14 protein-coding genes are annotated in these 19,217 nt (G+C 64.2%); 2 read left to right on the top strand and 12 right to left on the bottom strand.

What is annotated here, in order from left to right; all coding sequences use genetic code 11:
- The first annotated feature begins 402 nt into the window (after window positions 1-402).
- A complete protein-coding gene (locus tag B2J69_RS05745) occupies window positions 403-1,476 on the top strand; it encodes a porin (RefSeq protein ID WP_081137257.1) in 1,074 nt (357 codons plus the stop codon).
- 78 nt (window positions 1,477-1,554) lie between these two features.
- On the opposite strand, the gene B2J69_RS05740 is transcribed toward B2J69_RS05745, so the two are convergent.
- The 9 genes from B2J69_RS05740 to B2J69_RS05700 all read right to left on the bottom strand — a co-directional run bounded on the left by B2J69_RS05740 (window position 1,555) and on the right by B2J69_RS05700 (window position 10,541).
- Window positions 1,555-2,463, bottom strand: coding sequence for a bestrophin family protein (locus tag B2J69_RS05740; protein WP_081137255.1), 909 nt, complete (start codon window positions 2,461-2,463; stop codon window positions 1,555-1,557).
- A 109-nt stretch (window positions 2,464-2,572) separates the two neighbouring features.
- Window positions 2,573-2,935 (bottom strand): hypothetical protein, encoded by a 363-nt coding sequence (locus B2J69_RS05735; protein WP_081137253.1) that lies wholly within the window; start codon window positions 2,933-2,935, stop codon window positions 2,573-2,575.
- 76 nt (window positions 2,936-3,011) lie between these two features.
- Window positions 3,012-4,454, bottom strand: a complete 1,443-nt coding sequence (locus B2J69_RS05730) for a YchO/YchP family invasin (protein ID WP_081137251.1) — start codon at window positions 4,452-4,454, stop codon at window positions 3,012-3,014.
- Between the two features lie 172 nt (window positions 4,455-4,626).
- Window positions 4,627-5,424 carry a glucose 1-dehydrogenase gene (locus tag B2J69_RS05725; RefSeq protein WP_081137249.1) on the bottom strand — a complete coding sequence of 266 codons (798 nt, stop codon included), beginning with the start codon at window positions 5,422-5,424 and terminating at the stop codon, window positions 4,627-4,629.
- A gap of 12 nt (window positions 5,425-5,436) precedes the next feature.
- Window positions 5,437-6,504, bottom strand: coding sequence for an ABC transporter permease (locus B2J69_RS05720; protein WP_081137247.1), 1,068 nt, complete (start codon window positions 6,502-6,504; stop codon window positions 5,437-5,439).
- 47 nt (window positions 6,505-6,551) lie between these two features.
- Window positions 6,552-8,084: a sugar ABC transporter ATP-binding protein gene (locus B2J69_RS05715; protein WP_081137245.1), complete on the bottom strand. Its 1,533-nt coding sequence runs from the start codon at window positions 8,082-8,084 to the stop codon at window positions 6,552-6,554.
- A 9-nt stretch (window positions 8,085-8,093) separates the two neighbouring features.
- A complete protein-coding gene (locus B2J69_RS05710) occupies window positions 8,094-8,705 on the bottom strand; it encodes a DUF2291 family protein (RefSeq protein ID WP_081137243.1) in 612 nt (203 codons plus the stop codon).
- A gap of 45 nt (window positions 8,706-8,750) precedes the next feature.
- A complete protein-coding gene (locus B2J69_RS05705) occupies window positions 8,751-9,686 on the bottom strand; it encodes a D-ribose ABC transporter substrate-binding protein (RefSeq protein WP_081137241.1) in 936 nt (311 codons plus the stop codon).
- A 57-nt stretch (window positions 9,687-9,743) separates the two neighbouring features.
- Window positions 9,744-10,541, bottom strand: coding sequence for a GolD/DthD family dehydrogenase (locus tag B2J69_RS05700; RefSeq protein WP_081137239.1), 798 nt, complete (start codon window positions 10,539-10,541; stop codon window positions 9,744-9,746).
- 382 nt (window positions 10,542-10,923) lie between these two features.
- On the opposite strand from B2J69_RS05700, the gene B2J69_RS05695 reads away from it, so the two are divergent.
- The gene (locus B2J69_RS05695; RefSeq protein ID WP_081137237.1) at window positions 10,924-11,742 is read left to right on the top strand and encodes a DeoR/GlpR family DNA-binding transcription regulator; all 819 of its coding nucleotides are present in this window, start codon (window positions 10,924-10,926) and stop codon (window positions 11,740-11,742) included.
- On the opposite strand, the gene cobA is transcribed toward B2J69_RS05695, so the two are convergent.
- Genes cobA through nirB form a run of 3 tightly spaced genes read right to left on the bottom strand, consistent with a single transcriptional unit; the run spans window position 11,739 to window position 19,212 of the window.
- Window positions 11,739-12,539 (bottom strand): uroporphyrinogen-III C-methyltransferase, encoded by an 801-nt coding sequence (cobA, locus tag B2J69_RS05690; protein ID WP_081137235.1) that lies wholly within the window; start codon window positions 12,537-12,539, stop codon window positions 11,739-11,741. The genes B2J69_RS05695 and cobA overlap by 4 nt on opposite strands.
- 11 nt (window positions 12,540-12,550) lie before the next feature.
- On the bottom strand, window positions 12,551-15,151 hold the full coding sequence (locus B2J69_RS05685) for a nitrate reductase (protein WP_081137233.1): 2,601 nt from the start codon (window positions 15,149-15,151) through the stop codon (window positions 12,551-12,553).
- On the bottom strand, window positions 15,148-19,212 hold the full coding sequence (gene nirB / locus B2J69_RS05680; protein WP_081137231.1) for a nitrite reductase large subunit NirB: 4,065 nt from the start codon (window positions 19,210-19,212) through the stop codon (window positions 15,148-15,150). Before nirB ends, B2J69_RS05685 begins: the two co-directional genes overlap by 4 nt.
- Window positions 19,213-19,217: the final 5 nt, after the last annotated feature.

Raw genomic sequence — 19,217 nt, 5'->3', positions numbered from 1 at the left:
AGGCCAGAAATAAACTACACCTGATCGGAAACAACTGTAAGCAGACTAATTATTAGAGCGTTATATTTATATTTTTCTTTGCACTTTTTTGGTTAAGCTTGATTTTCATCCGGGATTAGCTAGCGAATAACCTGCCGTTATGCGCAATAAGATAAAAGCCAGACCCACCCATAATAGTAGATAATTATCATAAAGTTAAAATAAAATAATCTGCCTGAACATTTCTGTCTGACCAGCTGGCGCAATCCCGTCTGATGCACAACCATTGCACCACAAAGAGGAAAACCTGCATAGAAATATTTAGTTACACTTATTGCACTAGGTCAATTTATCCTTTTGTGTCATTTTTCTTTCACCCCAGATAGCGGGGAATAATAACTTACAAAGACAGGGTAAATATAAATGATGAAGCGCGCTTTACTGGCGACGGTGGTGTCGTCCATGCTCGGAATATCTGCCGGTCAGGCAGCAGAAATTTATAATAAAGATGGCAACAAGCTCGATTTAGTCGGGAAAATTAACGTCTCGCACCTGTTTTCAGACGACAGCAACAATGACGGTGATACCTCCTCTTATGCCCGTCTGGGCTTTAAGGGCGAGACGAAAATCACCGACCAGCTCACCGGCTACGGCTTCTGGCAGTATCAGTACAGCCTGCGCAACTCTGAAGGCAGCGACGCCCAGACCGGCAACCGCACTCGCCTGGGCTACGCCGGCCTGAAGTTCGGCAAGGCGGGCTCGCTGGACTACGGCCGCAACTACGGTCTGGTCTACGATTCACTGGCCTACACCGATATGCTGCCCTTCTTCGGCGGCGACTCAGGCTACACCGACGGCTTCCTCGCGGGCCGCTCTACCGGCGTGCTGACCTGGCGCAATAAAGATTTCTTTGGGCTGCTGAAGGGTCTGAACCTGGCGGCGCAGTATGAAGGCAAAAACGATCGCGCCGCTAACACCGACGGCGTACGCCGCTCTAACGGCGACGGCTATGCGCTCTCTGCCAGCTACGATACTGATTTCGGCCTGAGCATCAGCGGCGCTTACGCCAGCCTGGATCGCACCGAGGCGCAGAACGCGGCGGCGCGCGGTGACGGCGACAAAGCGCAGAACTGGGCGACGGCGGTGAAATATGACGCCAACCAGATCTACCTGGCGGCGATGTATGGCGAAACCCTGAACGCCACGCCGATCAGCGGCGGCTTCGCCAACAAGGCGCAAAACTTTGAAGCGGTGGCGCAGTACCAGTTCCTGAACGGTATCCGTCCGTCGCTGGCCTATGTCTCATCGAAGGGCAAAGAGATTGAAAATATCGGCGACGCCGACATCTTCAAATATGTCTCTGCTGGCGTCACCTACTACTTCAACAAGAACATGTCCACCTATGTGGAGTACAAGATCAACCTGCTTGACGACAATAACCCGCTCGGCCTGAAAACCGACGATATCACCGCCGTCGGTCTGATCTACCAGTTCTGAGTCGCTTTACCCTCACAGGCGCCCGGTTTGTGTCAGTCGGGCGCGCAAAGGCCGCGCAAGCGGCCTTTTTTTATCGCGTTACGTCAGCCGGTAGCGCACGTCGGGCCGCAGCGGCGTCGGCAGCGTCTCCTCTTCTCCCGCCATTTCGCGCAGGCTGATCTCGATATTGGCGCAGATCGCATCCATCGGCAGATGGTTGTTCTGATAGCCGAACGGCATCTCCAGCTCCTCCGCCAGCGTATCAAGCGACAAAAAGGTATAGGAGATAAACATCGACACCAGCGGCGTCATGTAGTGCAGATCGGGCGCCAGCGCGAACGGCAGCAGCGTGCAAAACAGGTAGACGGTGCGGTGCAGCAGCAGCCCGTAGGCGAACGGCACCGGCATGCTCGCCAGCCGCTCGCAGCCGCCGAGCACTGCCGCCAGCTGATTCAGGCTCTCGTCAATGTTGCTCCACACCAGATCGCTGATGTTGCCCTGACGGCGCTGATCCGCCAGCCAGTGCGACAACTGCAGATGCAGCATATTGGTCGGCGAACGGCGCGACAGCACCCATTCGGCCTCTTCGCCCAGCAGACGCTGCAGATCGGCGCGCGCATCGCTGCGCCGCAGCTGATGCTTCAGGCTGTAGCAGAACGCCAGCAGCAGCGCCTGGATGCGCGGCGCATCGTTGGGAAACAGCGCCAGCACCTGACGCTGCAGCGTGCGGCAGGCAATGAGCAGCGCGCCGAAAAAGTGGCGCGCCTCGCTAAAGCGTGCAAAGCAGACGCTGTTGCGAAAGCCGAGAAACACCGCGATAGAGACGCCGAGCAGGCTAAACGGCGCCAGCGTCAGCCGGATGCCGAGCGTCTCGTACCAGTTGAGCAGCCAGAGCGCCAGCAGCGACATCAGCAAATTGAGAAACAGACGAAACGAAATATCAGGCAGCACTGAGCCGTGCCAGGCGAACAAACGAACGAACCAGTGGCGATGGGGACGAACGATCATGATAGGCAGATGAAAAGGGATTTTGCGGCGATTCTGCGACTTTCCCGCGCGCCTGACCAGCGGAAAATTGTGACAATTGTCACAATTAATCGCTGACCAGGCAGACAGGTTACGCGCTGATACTGCCGCAGCGGGCAAGCATCGCCGCCACGGCGCGCGCGGCGTCAGGCTCATCCGGCGCGTAATAGAACTGAGCGCTGGTTTCACGGCGGCTGGCTGTCGCCACCTCAATCCAGGCCACCGCCTCGTCATGCGCATCCAGCAGGTTGAATCGGTCGACGCCGCCCGGCAGAGGATCGTCGGCTTGCAGGCGCAGGCGCTGGTGGCGCGCCTCTCTGGCCAGACACGCCTCAACGCCGGCGCGATGGCCGGAAAAGTAGCCGACGGTGGTTTCAGGATGGGCCGACACATGCCCCAGATCGACGCAGCCGCTGAGCAGGCAGGCGACAAAGGCGAGAGAGAGTGCTTTCATGATATCCCCCTTTAAGGCGTTAAGCGTAAAAAGGTGACTCTAGCGCACGCTGCGTCACGCTCGCCTCAACAACGCCTCAGGGCGCCATAATATCGAAGCGATCCCCTTCCTGCCCGTTATCGACCCGCATCGGCGACTGCACCGTCAGGGTGATCCAGTTGGAGGTGACGCGCTGCTGCTTATCATCCTCCAGCGTCACCGACAGACGGTACTCGTTGCTGGCGCCTGGGGAGTCGTCCCACGCGGGCACAATCAGGCTCCAGCCCTGCGGCTGGCTGTTATCCGCCGGCGGCGTCAGGCTCAGCGCCTGGGTGTCGCCCTGCCAGCTCACCGCCTTGATCGGGTTGCTGTGGCGGATCTGCAGCTTCAGCGGCAGGCTTTCGCCCGGCGTCAGCTGCCACGGCGGCGTGGCGAGAAACACCGACAGGGTTTTACGCTGGCGGAAATCGAGCACCGGCGTGTCTGAGCGGGTAACGCGGTCGTAGCGGCTGCCGCGTAGCGAGCGCGCCTCAGCGACATTGCTCGCTTCCAGCTGCTTGCTCAGCGCCACGCCGAAGCGGTAGTTGAGCTTCAGGCCGAGCTGATCCTGGGTTTCCCCCGCGCTGCTGGTTTTATGGCTGGCCGACAGCGTTACCAGCGGCACCGGCGTATAGGAGAGGCCGAGCGCCAGCGCGGAGGGATTGTGATAGCGGTTACCGCTGTGAAACAGATCGACGTTGTCGCCGAGATACTGCTCCCAGCTCAGCGACACGCCGAGCTGGCGGTAGAACGGCAGATAGCTCTGGGTGGTGATGTCATAGCCGCGCGCCATGCGCTGCTGCTGCGTCTCGCCGCTGTTCTTCCAGCTCCCCAACGGATGATAGTAGTTGGCAGAGAGGCGCAGATTTTCGTTCCAGGCTTCGGTGCCGAGCGAGGCGCGCTGCTGACCGATATCGACGCTGCGGTCGAGAAAGGCGTTGTAGCCAAGCAGCCAGTTCGGCGTCACCCAGCGCTGGCCCAGCCCGACGTTGCCCACCAGCCCGTCGCTGGTGTCGCGCAGCCCGACCTGGCTAAAGGTAAGATGGCTGCGCTGGTCCGACAGCGCGGTAAAGAGATCGCCGCCGGTGCCGGTAAAGCTGCCCTGCATATCCACCATCAGATCGAGCTGGGCGTTGCCGTAGGGCGAGAGCAGCGACTTCCCTTCGCTCTCGACGCGGTTCGCTACCTCGTCGCGGAAGTGGTTAAAGGCCCAAACGCCCGCCTGCTGGCCGAACGTGGTGTCGCTGTCGCCGTTCTGACTCGCTTCGCCGATGCTTTTCGCGATGGTGGCGAGCCGCTTATTCCACTCATCGTCGCTGCTGGCGTTGCCCAGCGCGGGCAGCGCCGCCAGCTGCTGCTGAAAGCGCGCCGGATCGTCGAAGGGCGCCTGCGCGACAGAAGGGGTTTCGGTGAAGGCCTGCGCGGCGGGCACGCTAATAAGCGCCGCCGCAGCGACCCGTAACCCTCTACCAGGCCAGAGAAGAAAAGGATAAAAAAGCATCAGAGGCACAATCTGTTTTTCAGCGTATTAACGAGACCTTGCTCACAAAACCAATAGCGTAACTTTAACACATCGTCATTATTATGCAGGCCGAAGCGGCAATATAGTGGGAAAAGCGGGCAAAAAAAGCGGGGAAACGCTGGGTAAACAGGCTGTTTACCCAGCGGATACGTCAGGAGAAAATCAGGCCGCCGTCGACGTTGATGGTCTGGCCGGTAATATAGCGCGCGTCCTCCGAGGCGAGGAACGCCACCAGTCCGGCAACATCCTCGGGCTGACCGGCGCGCTTCAGCGGAATGTTTTCGACCCACTCCGCCATCAGCTCGCCCTTGCCATAGGTTTTCTTCTCGCTGCTGAGGATCTCGCCCCAGACGCGATCGTTATAGTCCCACATCTCGCTTTCGATAATACCGGGACAGAAGGCGTTGACGGTGATATGCCAGGGCGCCAGCTCGAGTGCCAGGCTCTGGGTGATACCGATCACCCCCATCTTGCTCGCCGCGTAGTGCGGCGTATAGATAAAGCCCTGACGGCCCTGGCCCGACGAGGTATTGATTAAACTGCCGCGATTCTGCTGCACCATATATTTCGCCGCTTCGCGACAGCAGAGCCAGACGCCGGTGGTGTTGACCGCCAGCACTTTCTCAAAGTCCGCTTTCGGCATCGCGTCGAAGCGATCGATGGTGATCACCCCCGCGTTCTGAATTGAGACGTCGATGCGGCCAAAGCGGTCAAACGCCTGCTGGTAAAGCTGGCGCACCGCCTCTTCATCGGTGACGTCCGCCTGCAGCGCCAGGATCTCGCTGCCGTAGCGCGCCGCCAGCGTCTCGGCGGTGGCAAACACCCGCTCGGCGTTGGAGACCATCACCAGGTTTGCGCCGTCGCGTGCGAAGCGCTCGGCGATGCCGGCGCCGATGCCGCGACAGGCGCCGGTAATCACTACGGTTTGTCCTTGAAAATTACGCGTCATGTTGCCCTCCGCTTATCCATGACTCACTTTAGACAGGGGTGTCGACTGCTGCTTTTTTTCATGGCGACGCAGCAGCACCACTTTGCTTTGCAACCGTTGCTGGAACTGGTCGATCACCACGGCGGTGACGATCACCAGCCCTTTGATCACCATCTGCCAGAAATCGCTGACGCCCATCATCACCATGCCGTCGGCGAGAAAGACGATGACGAAGGCGCCGATAATCGAGCCAGAGACGCGGCCGCGTCCGCCCGCCAGCGCCGTGCCGCCCAGCACCGTGGCGCCGATGGCGTCCATCTCGAACATATTGCCGGTCATTGGATGGGCAGTTTGCAGCTGCGACGCCACCACCAGCCCCACCAGCCCGGCGCAGAGGCCGGAGAAGGCGTAGACGAAAATCTTCACCTTGACGATCGGCACGCCCGCCAGCCGCGCGGCCGACTCGTTGCCGCCGGTGGCGTAGATATAGCGTCCCAGCGGGGTTTTGCGCGTCAGGTAGAGGCCGAGCAGCAGAAAGCCCACCATCAGCCAGATCGGCAAGTAGACGCCGAGCAGCGTGCCGGAGCCGAGAAAGGCGAAGCCGGTGTTGCCGAGCGCCGGCAGGCCCACCAGGTTGGCGTAGGTGCTGCCGTCGTTGAACAGCAGCGCCGCGCCGCGCGCCACGTACATCATACCGAGGGTGCAAATAAAGGGCGCAACGCCGAGCCGGGTGATCACCGCGCCGTTCACCAGCCCGATAATCACGCCAAACACTGCTACCGCGAGGATCACCTCCGGCACGTTAAGGAACAGGGTGTTGCCGCCCCACAGCGGCACGCCGCTGGTGAGCAGCGCGCCCGCCACCATGCCGCAGATGCCCGCCACCGCGCCGACCGAGAGATCGATGCCGCCGGTGAGGATCACCAGCGTCATGCCGATGGCCAGCAGCCCGGTAATGGCGACGTGCTGGGTCATAATCAGCAGGTTCGACGGGGTAAGGAAGTTCGGCACCATCACGCTGAAAAAGCCGATGACAATCAGCAGCGCGATAAAGGTGCGCGCTTTCAGCAGGTACATATAGAGCAGGTATTTTTGGTTCATCATTTCTCCAGCAGGCGATCGCCCGTCATGCCTGTGAAACCGGCGGCTTAGTCATGCGGCGTCGAGGCCGTAATCAGTTTCTCGCGCGTGGCGTCGGCGCGGGATAAATCGGCGGTAATGCGTCCGTCGGCCATCACCAGCACGCGGTCCGCCAGCGCCATTACCTCATCCAGCTCGGACGAAGAGAACATCACCGCCAGCCCCTGCTGCGCCAGCGTGCCGATCAGGTGATAAACGTCGGTTTTTGCGCCAACGTCGATGCCGCGCGTCGGCTCATCCAGCAGCACCACCTGCGGCCCGGTCATCAGCGCCTTGCCCAGCACCACCTTCTGCTGGTTGCCGCCGCTCAGCGAGGTGATCGGCAGTTCGGGATCGCTGACCTTGATCGCCAGGTGCCCGATCATTTCGTCCACGCGCCGCTTCTCCTGCGCCGGACGCAGCAGCCGCAGCGCGCGGCGAAAGCCGCGCAGGCTGAGGTCGGTCAGGGTCATATTGGCGGTGATCGACATCAGCTGCACCACCCCTTCGCCCTGGCGATCCTCCGGCACCAGCGCGATGCCGCGCTTCAGCCGCTGCTGAAAGCTGCTGCGCTCCAGCGCGCTGCCCGCCAGCCGCACCTTGCCCGACTGACAGTGCATCAACCCGATCAGCCCCTTGAACAGCTCGGTGCGCCCGGCGCCCAGCAGGCCGTAAATGCCGATCACTTCCCCTTTGCGCAGCGAGAAGCTGACGTCGTTGAGGCGGTAGCCGCCGTTCTGGTGCAGCGCGGTCAGGCCGCTCACCTCCAGCACCGTCTCCCCCTGCGGCGCCGCCTGATAGTCGAAGTGCTTTTTCTTGTCGCCAACCATCTGCTCAATAATCCAGGGCACGCTGGCGTCGCGCACCTCGCGCTCGCTGATAAAGCGGCCGTCGCGGAAGATGGTGATGTGGTCGCCGATCTCCATCAGCTCCTCCAGCCGGTGGGAGATATAGATAATGGTGACGCCGCGCCGCTTCAGCTGGTCGATCACATTGAACAGCACCCGCACCTCTGACTGGCTGAGCGCGCTGGTCGGCTCGTCCATAATCAGCACGCGCGTATCTTTCGAGAGCGCGCGCGCGATCTCCACCAGCTGCTGATGGCCGATGCCCAGTTCGCCGAGCGGCGCGTAGGGGTCGACATCCAGCTCCAGCCGCTCCAGCAGCGACTTCGCCAGCGCATACTGATACTTCTCGTTGATGGTGCCGCGCTGGAAGAACTCGTTGGCGATAAAGATGTTGTCCATCACGTTCATATTGGGGAACAGGTTCAGCTCCTGAAAGATAATGCTAATGCCCTGTTTTTCCGCCTGATGGGTCGAGGCGAGCGTCACCGGCTGGCCGTCGAGCAGGATCTCGCCGCTGGAGGGCGTCTCCACGCCGGCCAGCATCTTCATCATGGTGGATTTGCCCGCGCCGTTTTCGCCGATCAGCACGTTGACCTTGTTGCGGTAGACGCGGTAGTTGACCTGATCGAGCGCGGTGACGCCGGGATAGATGCGCGACAAGTTGCGCGTCTCGATGATCACCTCGCTGACCGCGTCCGCTTGTGGATTATGCATAGCCGCTCCTTACTGCCGCGCGATGGCGACGGGCGTCACGTTCGGGATCTGCTGCGGCACGTCCCAGCTGCTGAACACGCCCATCAGCTGAACCCTGTCGCCGACCTTCGGTTTGAACGCCGCCATCATATCGGCGGCCTGCTGATTGATGGCGCGGCCGTAGTCGCCGAACAGCACCTGATCGTTGAAGTCCTGATAGCTGGCACCCTTGTAGGCGTCGCGCAGCGCGGTGCCGGGGATAATCGGGCCGGTCTGCACCGTTACGCTGTCGCCGGCGGCGGTTTTCACCGTCATGCGGCCGTTGCGCGAGGTGGTGTTGAGCGCCGTCACCTCACCGCTGACGCTGACGCTAAAGATGCAGGGATTTTCCGCCTGACTGCGGTAGCCCAGCGTGCGGCAGGCGGCGTCGAAATCTTTCTCTGCCTGCAGCGCCTGCAGCAGCGCTGCCGCCGGTTTCGCGTCGTGCTGCACCTGCGGCACCAGCTGCTCGCGCCAGGTCTGGGCGATATTCGCCATTTTCGGGTTGGGCGGATTTTTCAGATCCGCCAGCTCCTGCTGCGACACAATGCGGCAACCGCCGAGCACCATCATCGGCAGCAGAAGCCAGAGTCGTCTGTCCATTCGATTCTCCTGACGCCCGTCGAGCACGGGCGCCGCTGCGAGTGATTACGACTTAAAGTTGAAGTCCTGCACGCCGCTGGCGTTGTCCGGCGTGATCAGGATGCCGCGGAACATCACGCGCTGCTTCGCCGGTTTAGTGCCTTTCTGAATGAAGTTGTCCAGATCGGTAACGCCCTGGGCGGCGATGGCCTGCGCCTGCAGCATCACCGTGGCTTTCAGCGTGCCGGCTTTCACCGCGTCGCGCTCGTCGTTGCTGCCGTCGATGCCCACCACGGTAACGTCGTCGCGCCCCGCCGCCTTCAGCGCGGCAATAGCGCCCAGCGCCACTGGCCCGTTGCCGCAGATCACCCCTTTCACATCGGGGTGCGCCTGCAGGATGCTGTCCATAATGCGCTTGCCGTCGATCAGGGTGCCTTTCGCGTCCTGACGCGCCACGCTCTGCATATCGGGATACTGATCCAGCACCTGATGGAAGGATTTCGAACGCGTGACGCAGTTGTTATCCGCCAGGTTGCAGGTCAGCTCGGCGTATTTGCCCTTCTCGCCCATCTTCTCAACGAACACGGTGGCGACGTCGGAGCCGGCCTGGAAGTTGTTATGGGTGATCTGCTCCAGCGCCACGTCATCCACCGGGATCTCGCGGTTGATCAGCACCACCGGGATGCCGGCCGCTTTGGCTTTTTTGATCGCCGCCACGCTGGCGGTAGAGTCGGCGTTGTCGAGAATAATGCCCTGCACCTTTTTGCCGATGGCGGCGTCGATCAGCTCGCTCTGCTTCTTGACGTCTTCGCCGTGCGACAGCACCGAGGTTTTGTAGCCCAGCGCCTGCGCCTTGAGGTTGGCGCCTTTGGCTTCCGAGGCGTAATAGGGATTATCCAGCGAGTTAACGAGGATCATGATGGTGCCTTTCTCCGCCGCGAAGCCGGCGCTAGAGAAGAGGCTGGCGGCGATCGCGGTGCACAACAGGGAGCGGATTGTCATGGTGAGGTTCTCTCTTCTATGTGTAGGGTTGTGACGCTGTACGGGTGTGGTGCTGCATTACCAGATGGTAAAACCGCCATCGATCATCAGATCGGCGCCGGTAATCATGTCGCTGCCGTTGCTGGCGAAAAACAGCACGGCGGCGGCGATTTCGTCGGTGTAGGCGAAGCGTCCTAGCGGGATCAGCTTTTTCATCTGTTCGCCCTTCTCGCCGCGCCAGGCTTTTTCGCCCATCGGCGTCAGCACCACGGTGGGCGACAGGGTGTTGACGTTGATGCGGTGCGGGGCAAACTCTTTCGCCATCACTTTGGTCATGCCGAGCAGGCCCGCCTTCGCCGAGGTGTAGGCGACGTGGTTGTCGATGGCGATAGAGGCGGCCTGCGAGGCGATGTTGATAATCTTGCCGCCGTTGCCCGCTGCCACCATGCGTTTGCCCGCCGCCTGGGCGCAGAGAAACGGCCCGGTGAGGTTGACGGCGATCTGCTTCTGCCATTCGGCGAAGTCGGTCTCCAGCACCGGCTGCAGCATCACGTAGCCGGCGCAGTTGACCAGAATGTCGATCTGCCCGTAGTGCTGCGCCACCGCGTTGAACGCCCTTTCCACCGAGGCGGGATCGGTGACGTCGCACTCGACGAACTGCACCTTATCGGCGTCGAAGCCGTCGCGCAGGCTGGCGACTTTCTCCGCCTCAAAAGGGGGATAGAGCAGCGCCAGACGCGCCCCTTTCGCCAGCAGCATCTCGTTGCTCGCCATGGCGATGCCGCCCAGTCCGCCGGTGACCACCGCCACTTTGCCGCCGAGATCCAGGCTGCTGTCGACGCCGTAGCGCAGGTTTACGTCATATTCGCTGCTCATCTGTGTTTCTCCTGAGTGGTGCCGGGCGGCCGCGCCCGATAACCGTGATTTTTTACTGGCCGCAAAGGAATCATTCATTTTCGAACAAAAATATATGCTATCGAATCGATACGGTATGTGGGTGAGATCAAATTTCATACACCTCGCAAAAATAAATTTTATCCCCTTGTTTTGCCGTGCAATCAGCGGTAATGCTAACAAGCCGCATGGATAAAGGCGCTGCGCGAACCCAGCACATTCAACAACATGCGCATATATCATTTTCGTTCGAAAATAAAAGCACCACCGAGCCGTCTCGCAATCGCCAAAAGTGCGGGGTAAACTCAGCGACAGGCGCCTGTTCGCCAGAAACGACCGTGGTTGAAAAGAGGGAGCATTTCGATTGAAAAGCAAAACTGAGCAGCTTGCCGATATGCAGCAGCGCCGCGAAAAGATCCTGGAGATGATCCGCGAAGACGGCACGGTGACGGTGAAGGCGCTGACGGAGGCGTTCGGCCTGACGGAGGCCACCATCCGCACCGACCTGAGAATGCTGCAAAAGCAGGGGTTTGTGCAGCGCTATCACGGCGGCGCCACCCTGATGACCGGCAAGCAGAATACCGGGGCGCTGCTGCTGGAGCGGCAGACCCATCTGGAGGAGAAAGAGGCGATTGGCCGGCTGGCGGCGCAGCATATCGAAAACGGCGACACGGTGATTTTCGATTCGGGCACCACCACCACCGCCATTGCCGAAGCGATTGGCCATATTCGCCGCCTGTCAGTGGTCACCACGGCGGTGAATATCGCCCTCAAGCTGGGCGGCGAGCCAGGCATCAACATCCTGCTGACCGGCGGCACCTTTAAGTTCCCAACGCTGTCCACCTCCGGCGAAAAGGCGGCGAATTTTTTTGAAAACGTGCTGGCGGAAAAGCTGTTTCTCGCCACCGCCTGCATCTCGCCGCGCCTCGGCCTCAGCTTTCCCAGCGAGACCGACATCAAAGTAAAAATGGCGATGATTAAATCCGCCAGCCAGGTCTACGTGGTGGCGGACTCCAGCAAAATCGACAAGGTGTCGATGTTCGCGCTGCCCTGCGACTGGAGCCATATCCACTATCTGATCACCGATGACGGCATCAGCGCGGCGCAGATCGCCGCCTTCGAGGCGCTTGGCGTCAACGTGCTGGTGGCGTCGCTGCCGCAGGCGCAGCGGCGCGCGGTTTAGGCCTGTGCGGCGGCCGCGGCGGGCTGCGCGGCGGCGGCGTAGCGCACCACCTCGCCGACGATCAGCAGCGACGGTGACACCGGCTGCTGCTGCGCCACCGTCTCTGCCAGCGCCGCCAGCGTGGTGATCAGCACCCGCTGATCCGCACGCGTGCCGTTCTCGATAATGGCCACCGGCGTCTCGCCCGCGCGCCCCTGGCGCTGTAGCTGTTCGGCGATCGACGCGCTCCAGCGCAGCCCCATATAGAACACCAGCGTCTCGCGCGGGTCGCTCAGCGCCTGCTCCGCCAGCCGCGGCTCGCCGAGTTTGCCGTGGCCGGTGATCAAGCGCAGCGACTGGGCGCAGTCGCGGTGCGTCAGCGGGATAGTGCTGGCGGCGGCGCAGCCAACCGCGGCGGTAATGCCCGGCACCACCTCGCAGCGCACCTGCGCCTGCTGCAGAAACGCCAGCTCCTCGCCGCCGCGCCCGAAGATAAAGGGATCGCCCCCTTTCAGGCGCACCACCTCGCGGCCGCCGCGCGCCAGATCCGCCAGCAGCTGATTGATCTCGCCCTGCTTCAGCCCGTGACGGCCCGGCTGCTTGCCGACGTCGATGCAGATCGCCGAGGCCGGCACCTCCGCCATCACCGCCTCGCTCACCAGCCGGTCATAGACCACCACCTCCGCCTGGTGTAGCAGCCGTAGCGCTTTTACCGTCAGCAGCTCGACGTCGCCCGGACCGGCGCCCACCAGCCAGACGCGCCCCTCTCCCTGACCGTTCGCCAGCAGTGTATTCAGTGTTTCGATTGCACAGGTCATTAGCTTCTCCGTTACGCCGTGGCCGGCGTGACTAACAGTTGTTTCAGTTCAGGCAGGCAGGAGCCGCAGTTGGTGCCGCACTTTAGCGTGGTGCCCAGCGCCGCCGGGGAGTCGCAGCCCTGCGCGATCGCCTGGCGGATAGCGTTTTCGCCGACGCCGAAGCAGCTGCAGATGATGCGGCCTGTGCCGCTGCTCTGCGCCGCGCGGCCCGCCAGCAGCGCAAAACGCCCGGCGGCGTCGCCAGGCGGCGCGCGGAAGGCGGCGGCGATCAGATCCTGATCGAGGGTCGGCAAACGCGGCGCGGCGTAGAACGCCAGCTGTAACGCGCCGTCGCGCCACGCCAGCAGCCGGTACTCTCCGGCGGCCCCCACGGCCTGCTGCAGCTTCATTCCCTGGGTCGCCAGCTGCGCCTGCGCCCAGTCATGCGCGGTGCCGTCGCCCGCCAGCGTCAGTCGCTGCGCGCCTGCCTGCGGCGCGCGCGCCCAGTAGCGCACGCCGTCGGGCGCGGCGATGTCGCGCTGCCACAGCCAGCCCTGCCAGTCGGCGCGCAGCGGCGCCAGGCGCACCGCCGTCTGTTTGAAGGCGGGCTGTCCCGAATGGGGACAGCCGCGCGCCGCCACCAGCGCGTCGACGCTGCTCTGCAGCGCGAACTGACGGTTCCAGTGCATCGGCGCAAAGAGCTCGTTGAGCCGCATGCCGCTGTCGAGGCGTACACGCGCCGCCATCCAGCCGTGCGCCGACTGCACGCGCGCCAGGTCGCCGCTGGCGAGGCCCCAGCGCTGCGCCGTCGCCGGATGCAGGGCGATAAAGGGCTCGTCGATATGCTGCATCAGTCGCGCCACCGCGCCGGTGCGCGTCATGGTGTGCCACTGATCGCGAATGCGCCCGCTGTTCATCAGCAGCGGCAGCGCCGCGCTGACCGGCGTCGCGGCGGGCGCGGCGCAGGGCAGCAGCCGCGCTTTGCCGTCGCTATGGTAAAAATGCCGATCGCCGAACAGCCGGGCGCAGCCGTCGGGAAAGCGCGCGTTGACCGGCCACTGCACCGGCTGCAGCCGATCCCACTGCGCGTCGCTGAGCTGCGCCAGCCCGCTGATGTCGAAGGCGCGCTGTCCATGATTTTCAAAGCCGGAGAGCGCGGCGTGTTCGCGAAATATCTGCGCCGGATGGGTCCAGCCAAAGGCGTCGCCGAAGCCGAGCCGCTGCGCCACCTGCGCCAGCAGCCACCAGTCCGGCTTCGCCTCACCGGGCGGCGGCACAAAGGCGCGCTGGCGCGACAGGCGCCGCTCGGAGTTGGTGACGGTGCCGTTTTTCTCGCCCCAGCCGAGCGCGGGCAGCAGAATATCGGCGAAGGCGGTGGTGTCGGTGTGCGCCATGACGTCGGAGACGATCACCAGTGGACAGGCGGCCAGCGCCTGCGCCACGCGGTTGCCCTCCGGCATCGATACCGCCGGATTGGTGCCGAGGATCCATACCGCTTTGACCTCGCCGCGCGCCACCGCCTCAAACAGCGCAACGGCGGTCAGGCCGGGCCGCCGCGCCACCGTCGGGCTGCGCCAGAAGCGCTGCAGCCGGTCGCACTCCGCGTCGCTAAAGCCCATATGCGCCGCCAGCTGGTTCGCCAGCCCGCCCACTTCGCGGCCGCCCATGGCGTTGGGCTGACCGGTCAGCGAAAAGGGCCCGCAGCCCGCGCGGCCCAGCTTGCCGCTCAGCAGATGCACGTTAAGGATGGCGTTGTTGGTGTCGCTGCCGGTCGCCGACTGGTTGACGCCCATGCACCAGAGCGTCAGCACGCGCTCGCAGCGGGTAAACAGCCGGTAGAAGTCCGCCAGCGCCGCCTCCTCCAGCTCGCACACCGCGGCGACGCGCGCCAGCGTCCAGGGCTGCGCCGCCTCAAGCGTCTCCGCCACCCCGTTCAGGTGCGGCAGCATGCTGCTGTCGATGCCGTCATGCTGCGCCAGCCAGTGGAGCAGGCCGCTGAACAGCGCGCCGTCGCTGCCCGGCCGCAGCGGCAGATAACGATCCGCCAGATCGGCGCTGGCGGTGCGGCGTGGATCGATCACCACCACGCGCAGCGCCGGACGCTGCTGCTTCGCCTGCACCAGCCGCTGATAGGCCACCGGATGGGTCCAGGCGGCGTTGGAGCCGACCAGCACCACCAGATCCGCCGCGGCGAAATCCTCATAGCAGCAGGGCACCGCGTCTGCGCCGAAGGCGCGCTTGTAGCCCACCACCGCCGAGGCCATGCAGAGCCGCGAGTTGGTGTCGATGTTGGCCGCGCCGATATAGCCCTTCATCAGCTTGTTGGCGACGTAGTAATCCTCGGTGAGCAGCTGCCCTGAAGCGTAGATCGCCACCGCGTCAGGGCCGTGCTGGTCGATAATGGCGCGCAGCCGCGCGGCGGCGCTCTCCAGTGCCGTTTCCAGCGGCGCGCGCGCGCCATCCACCTGCGCCCAAAGCAGCCGCCCGCTGGCGTTCAGGGTTTCGCCCAGCGCCGCGCCTTTGACGCACAGGCGGCCAAGGTTGGCCGGATGGCTGACGTCGCCCGCGACGCTGCCGTCGTCGCGCACGCTGACGCCGCAGCCGACGCCGCAGTAGGGACAGGTGGTGTTCATGACGCTTCCGCCATCAGGTTAAGGGGGCGGTTCGCCACCCAGATGCGCCCCGCTTCCAGCTTCACCGGCCAGCAGCGCAGCTGGTGCTGCGGATTGTCGAGGCTCTGGCCGTCGCGCAGCCGCACGCGCTGCTTATAGAGCGGCGAAATCACCACCGGCTCGCCCGCCACGTCGCCGAGGATGCCGCGCGACAGCACGCTGACCTCGCTGCCGGGTTCGCGATCCTCCAGCGCGTAGAGATCGTCGCCGAAGCGGAACAGCGCGATGCGCTCGCTGCCGAGGCGCGCGCCGATGCCCGCCTGCGGCGGCACTGCTTCAAGATCGCACAGCGCGCTCCAGGGCTCGGCGGGCAGCTGCCGCAGCGGGATATGCGGCTGGGCGGCGGGCTGACGCTGGTCGCGCACGCGATGGTAAGGCAGCGACTCCTCCGCCCCCTCTCCGTTGAGCGCGGCGGTAAACAGCGCGCGACGCGACGGATCCGCCAGCGTAGTTCGCCATTCGCACTGGTAGCTGGCGACCACCTGCTGCATCTCCGCCTCCAGCGTCGCTGCTATGCCAAGGCTGTCGTCAATCACCACCTGACGCAGGTAATCCAGCCCGCCCTCGAGGTTATCCAGCCAGACGCTGGTGCGCTGCAGCCGGTCGGCGGTGCGCACGTAGAACATCAGCAGGCGGTCGACGTAGCGCATCAGCGTCTCGTCGTCGAGGTCGCTGGCGAAGAGATCGGCGTGGCGCGGCTTCATGCCGCCGTTGCCGCAGACGTAGAGGTTCCAGCCTTTGTCGGTGGCGATGACGCCGATATCCTTGCTCTGCGCCTCGGCGCATTCGCGGGTGCAGCCCGACACCGCCATCTTGATCTTGTGCGGCGCGCGCAGCCCCTTGTAGCGCTGCTCCAGCGCGATGGCGAAGGCGGTGGAGTCCTGCACGCCGTAGCGGCACCAGCTGGAGCCAACGCACGATTTCACCGTGCGCAGCGATTTGCCGTAGGCGTGCCCGGTCTCAAAGCCCGCCGCCAGCAGCGCCTCCCAGATGGCGGGCAGCTGATCGAGCCGCGCGCCGAAAAGGTCGATACGCTGGCCGCCGGTGATTTTGGTGTAGAGATCGTAGCGCGCCGCCACCTCGCCGATGGCGATCAGCCCCTGCGGCGTGATCTCGCCGCCCGGCACGCGCGGCACCACGGAGTAGCTGCCATCTTTCTGGATATTGGCGAAGTAGCGATCGTTGGTATCCTGCAGCGGCAGGTGCGCCGGTTTCAGCAGATAGTTGTTCCAGCAGGAGGCGAGCAGCGACGCCGCCAGCGGCTTGCAGACCTCGCAGCCGTGGCCGCGCCCGTGCGCCGCCAGCAGCGCCTCCCAGCTTTTCAGCTCGCCGACGCGCATCAGGTGGTACAGCTCCTGACGTGAAAAGGCAAAATGTTCGCAGATATCTTTCTTCACCTCGACGCCGAGGGTCGCCAGCTGATGCTCCATCACCTGCTTCACCAGCGCCGCGCAGCCGCCGCAGCCGGTGGCCGCGCGGGTGCACTGCTTCACCGCCGCCATATCGCTACAGCCGCCCTGCACCGCCGCGCAGATGTCGCCCTTGCTGACGTTGTGGCAGGAGCAGAGCTGCGCGCTGTCAGGCAGCGCCGCCACGCCCAGCCCCGTTGACGGCGCGTCCGACAGCGCGGGCAGGATCAGGCTCTCCGGCGCGGCGGGCAGCGCCATCTGGTTAAGCATCATCTGCAGCAGCGTGCTGTAGTCGCCGCTGTCGCCCACCAGCACGCCGCCCAGCAGGGCTTTGCCCTCGGCGCACACCACGATTTTTTTGTAGACGCCTTTGGGTTCGTCGGTCCAGTAGAGGCTCTGGCTGCCCGCCGTGCGGCCGTGCGCGTCGCCGAACGAGGCGACCTCGACGCCGAGCAGCTTGAGCCGGGTGCTCATATCCGCGCCGCGAAAGGCGCTCGCCTCGTCGGCGAGGTGTCCGGCCAGCACGCGCGCCATCTGGTAGCCCGGCGCGACCAGGCCGAAGATCTGCCCGTTCCACAGCGCGCATTCGCCGATGGCGTAAACCTCGCTGTCGCTGGTCTGGCACAGGTCGTTTATCTCAATGCCGCCGCGCGGGCCGAGGGTTAGCCCCGCCTCGCGCGCCAGCTCGTCGCGCGGGCGAATGCCCGCCGAGAAGAGCACCAGATCGCTGTTCAGCGTCTCGCCGTCAGCAAAGTGCAGCGTCAGGCTGCCGTCCGCCTCGCGGTCGATGGTCTGCGTCTGCTTCGCGGTGTGCACCTGCACGCCAAGCGCCTCAATTTTGCGCCGCAGCATCTGCGCGCCGCCGCCGTCCAGCTGCACCGCCATCAGGCGCGGCGCGAACTCTACCACGTGGGTTTCCAGCCCGAGCTGGCGCAGCGCGTTGGCCGCCTCCAGCCCCAGCAGGCCGCCGCCGATCACCACGCCGCGTCGGCTGTGGCGCGCGCGCGCGGAGATGGCGTCGAGATCCTCCAGCGTGCGGTAGACGAAACAGTGGGCGTCGTCATGGCCGGGGATCGGCGGCACAAAGGCGCGCGAGCCGGTGGCGATCACCAGCTTGTCCCACGCCAGTTCGCTGCCGTGGCTGTCGCGCAGGCTGCGCCGCTGGCGATCGATGGCGACCACGCGGCAGTCGCTGCGCAGTTCGATGCCGTGGTCGGCAAAGAAGTTATCGCCCACCAGCGACAGATCGGCGGCGCTTTTGCCGTCAAAGTAAGATGACAGATGCACGCGGTCGTAGGCGGGCAGCCGCTCGTCGCCGTAGACCACGATGTGATAGCGCCGATGCAGCGCGCGCGCCACCAGCTGTTCGAGAAAGTGGTGGCTGACCATGCCGTGGCCGACCACGGCTAATACCGGTTTACTCATCATCAGGCTTCCTGCAGCCTGCGGCTGCGGTTCAGGTTGATTATCAAAAAGGGTGTGCAGCGCGGCGCGCTCGCCCGCCTGCAGCTTCGCCAGCAGCGGCGCCGCCTGCTGGCAGTCGCCGTAGAGCACGATGCCGCGCAGGCGGCCGTCGCGCAGAAACAGGCGGCGATAGTCGCCGGAGAGCGGATCGACGCTGACGCAGCTCTCCGCCTCGCGGATATCGCCCGCGCTGAACAGCGAAATGCCGCTCACCTTGAGCCGGGTGCCGCTCTCCTGATAGCGGAAATCCGCCACCGGCTGGCCGGCCAGCTGCGCCGCCAGCACCTCTGCCTGCGCCAGACAGGGCGCTACCAGGCCTGTGGTGTCGCCGCCGATTTCACAGCACTCGCCGAGGGCGTAGACGTCGGGCAGCGCGCTGCGCAGCTGGCGGTCCACTACAATGCCGCGCCGACAGGGCACGCCCGCCGCCGCCGCGACGGCGATCTCCGGCTCGACGCCGATGGCGATCACCACCTGCGCGGCGGGCAGCGTGCGGCCGTCAGTCAGCTGCACGCCGGTTTCCGTTACTGCCGCCAGCCCGCTGTTGAGCGCCACGTGCAGACCGCGCGCGCGGAGCTGCGCGAGGAGCAGCGCGCCCGCATGGGCGTCGAGCTGGCGATCCAGCAGCCAGGCCTTGTGGTGCAGCAGCGTGACGTCGCGCCTCTGAGCCTGCAGCGCGGCGGCCGCTTCGATGCCGAGAAAGCCGCCGCCCAGCACCACCACCGGCCCTGCGCCCGCCAGCAGCGCGTCGACGTCCGCTTTGCTGCGAAAGCCTCTCACCTGCGGCCGCTCAATGCCGGGAATGGCGGGCAGCCGCGGCCGCGATCCGGTGGCGAATACCAGCCGATCCCAGCCGAGCGCGCGCCGGTCGGTGTCGAGCCGACGCGCCGCCAGATCGACGCGCTGCGCCGTTTCGCCCGCCAGCAGCGTGACGCCGTTGGCCGTGTACCAGTCGCGCGGATGGATCAGCGTCTCCTCGAAAGCCTTCTCGCCCGCCAGCACCGGCGACAGCAGCACGCGGTTGTAGTTGCCGTGCGGCTCGCGCCCGATCACCGTGATGGCGTAGCGATGCGGCGCGAGATGCAGCAGGCGCTCGACCATGCGCATCCCCGCCATGCCGTTGCCCACCACCAGCAGCCGTTGCTTCATCTGCC

This window comes from Pantoea latae (assembly GCF_002077695.1).
Taxonomy (GTDB): Bacteria; Pseudomonadota; Gammaproteobacteria; order Enterobacterales; family Enterobacteriaceae; genus Pantoea; species Pantoea latae.
Note: the sequence above shows the minus strand (reverse complement) of the source record. Positions and strands in the feature narration are given on the sequence as shown.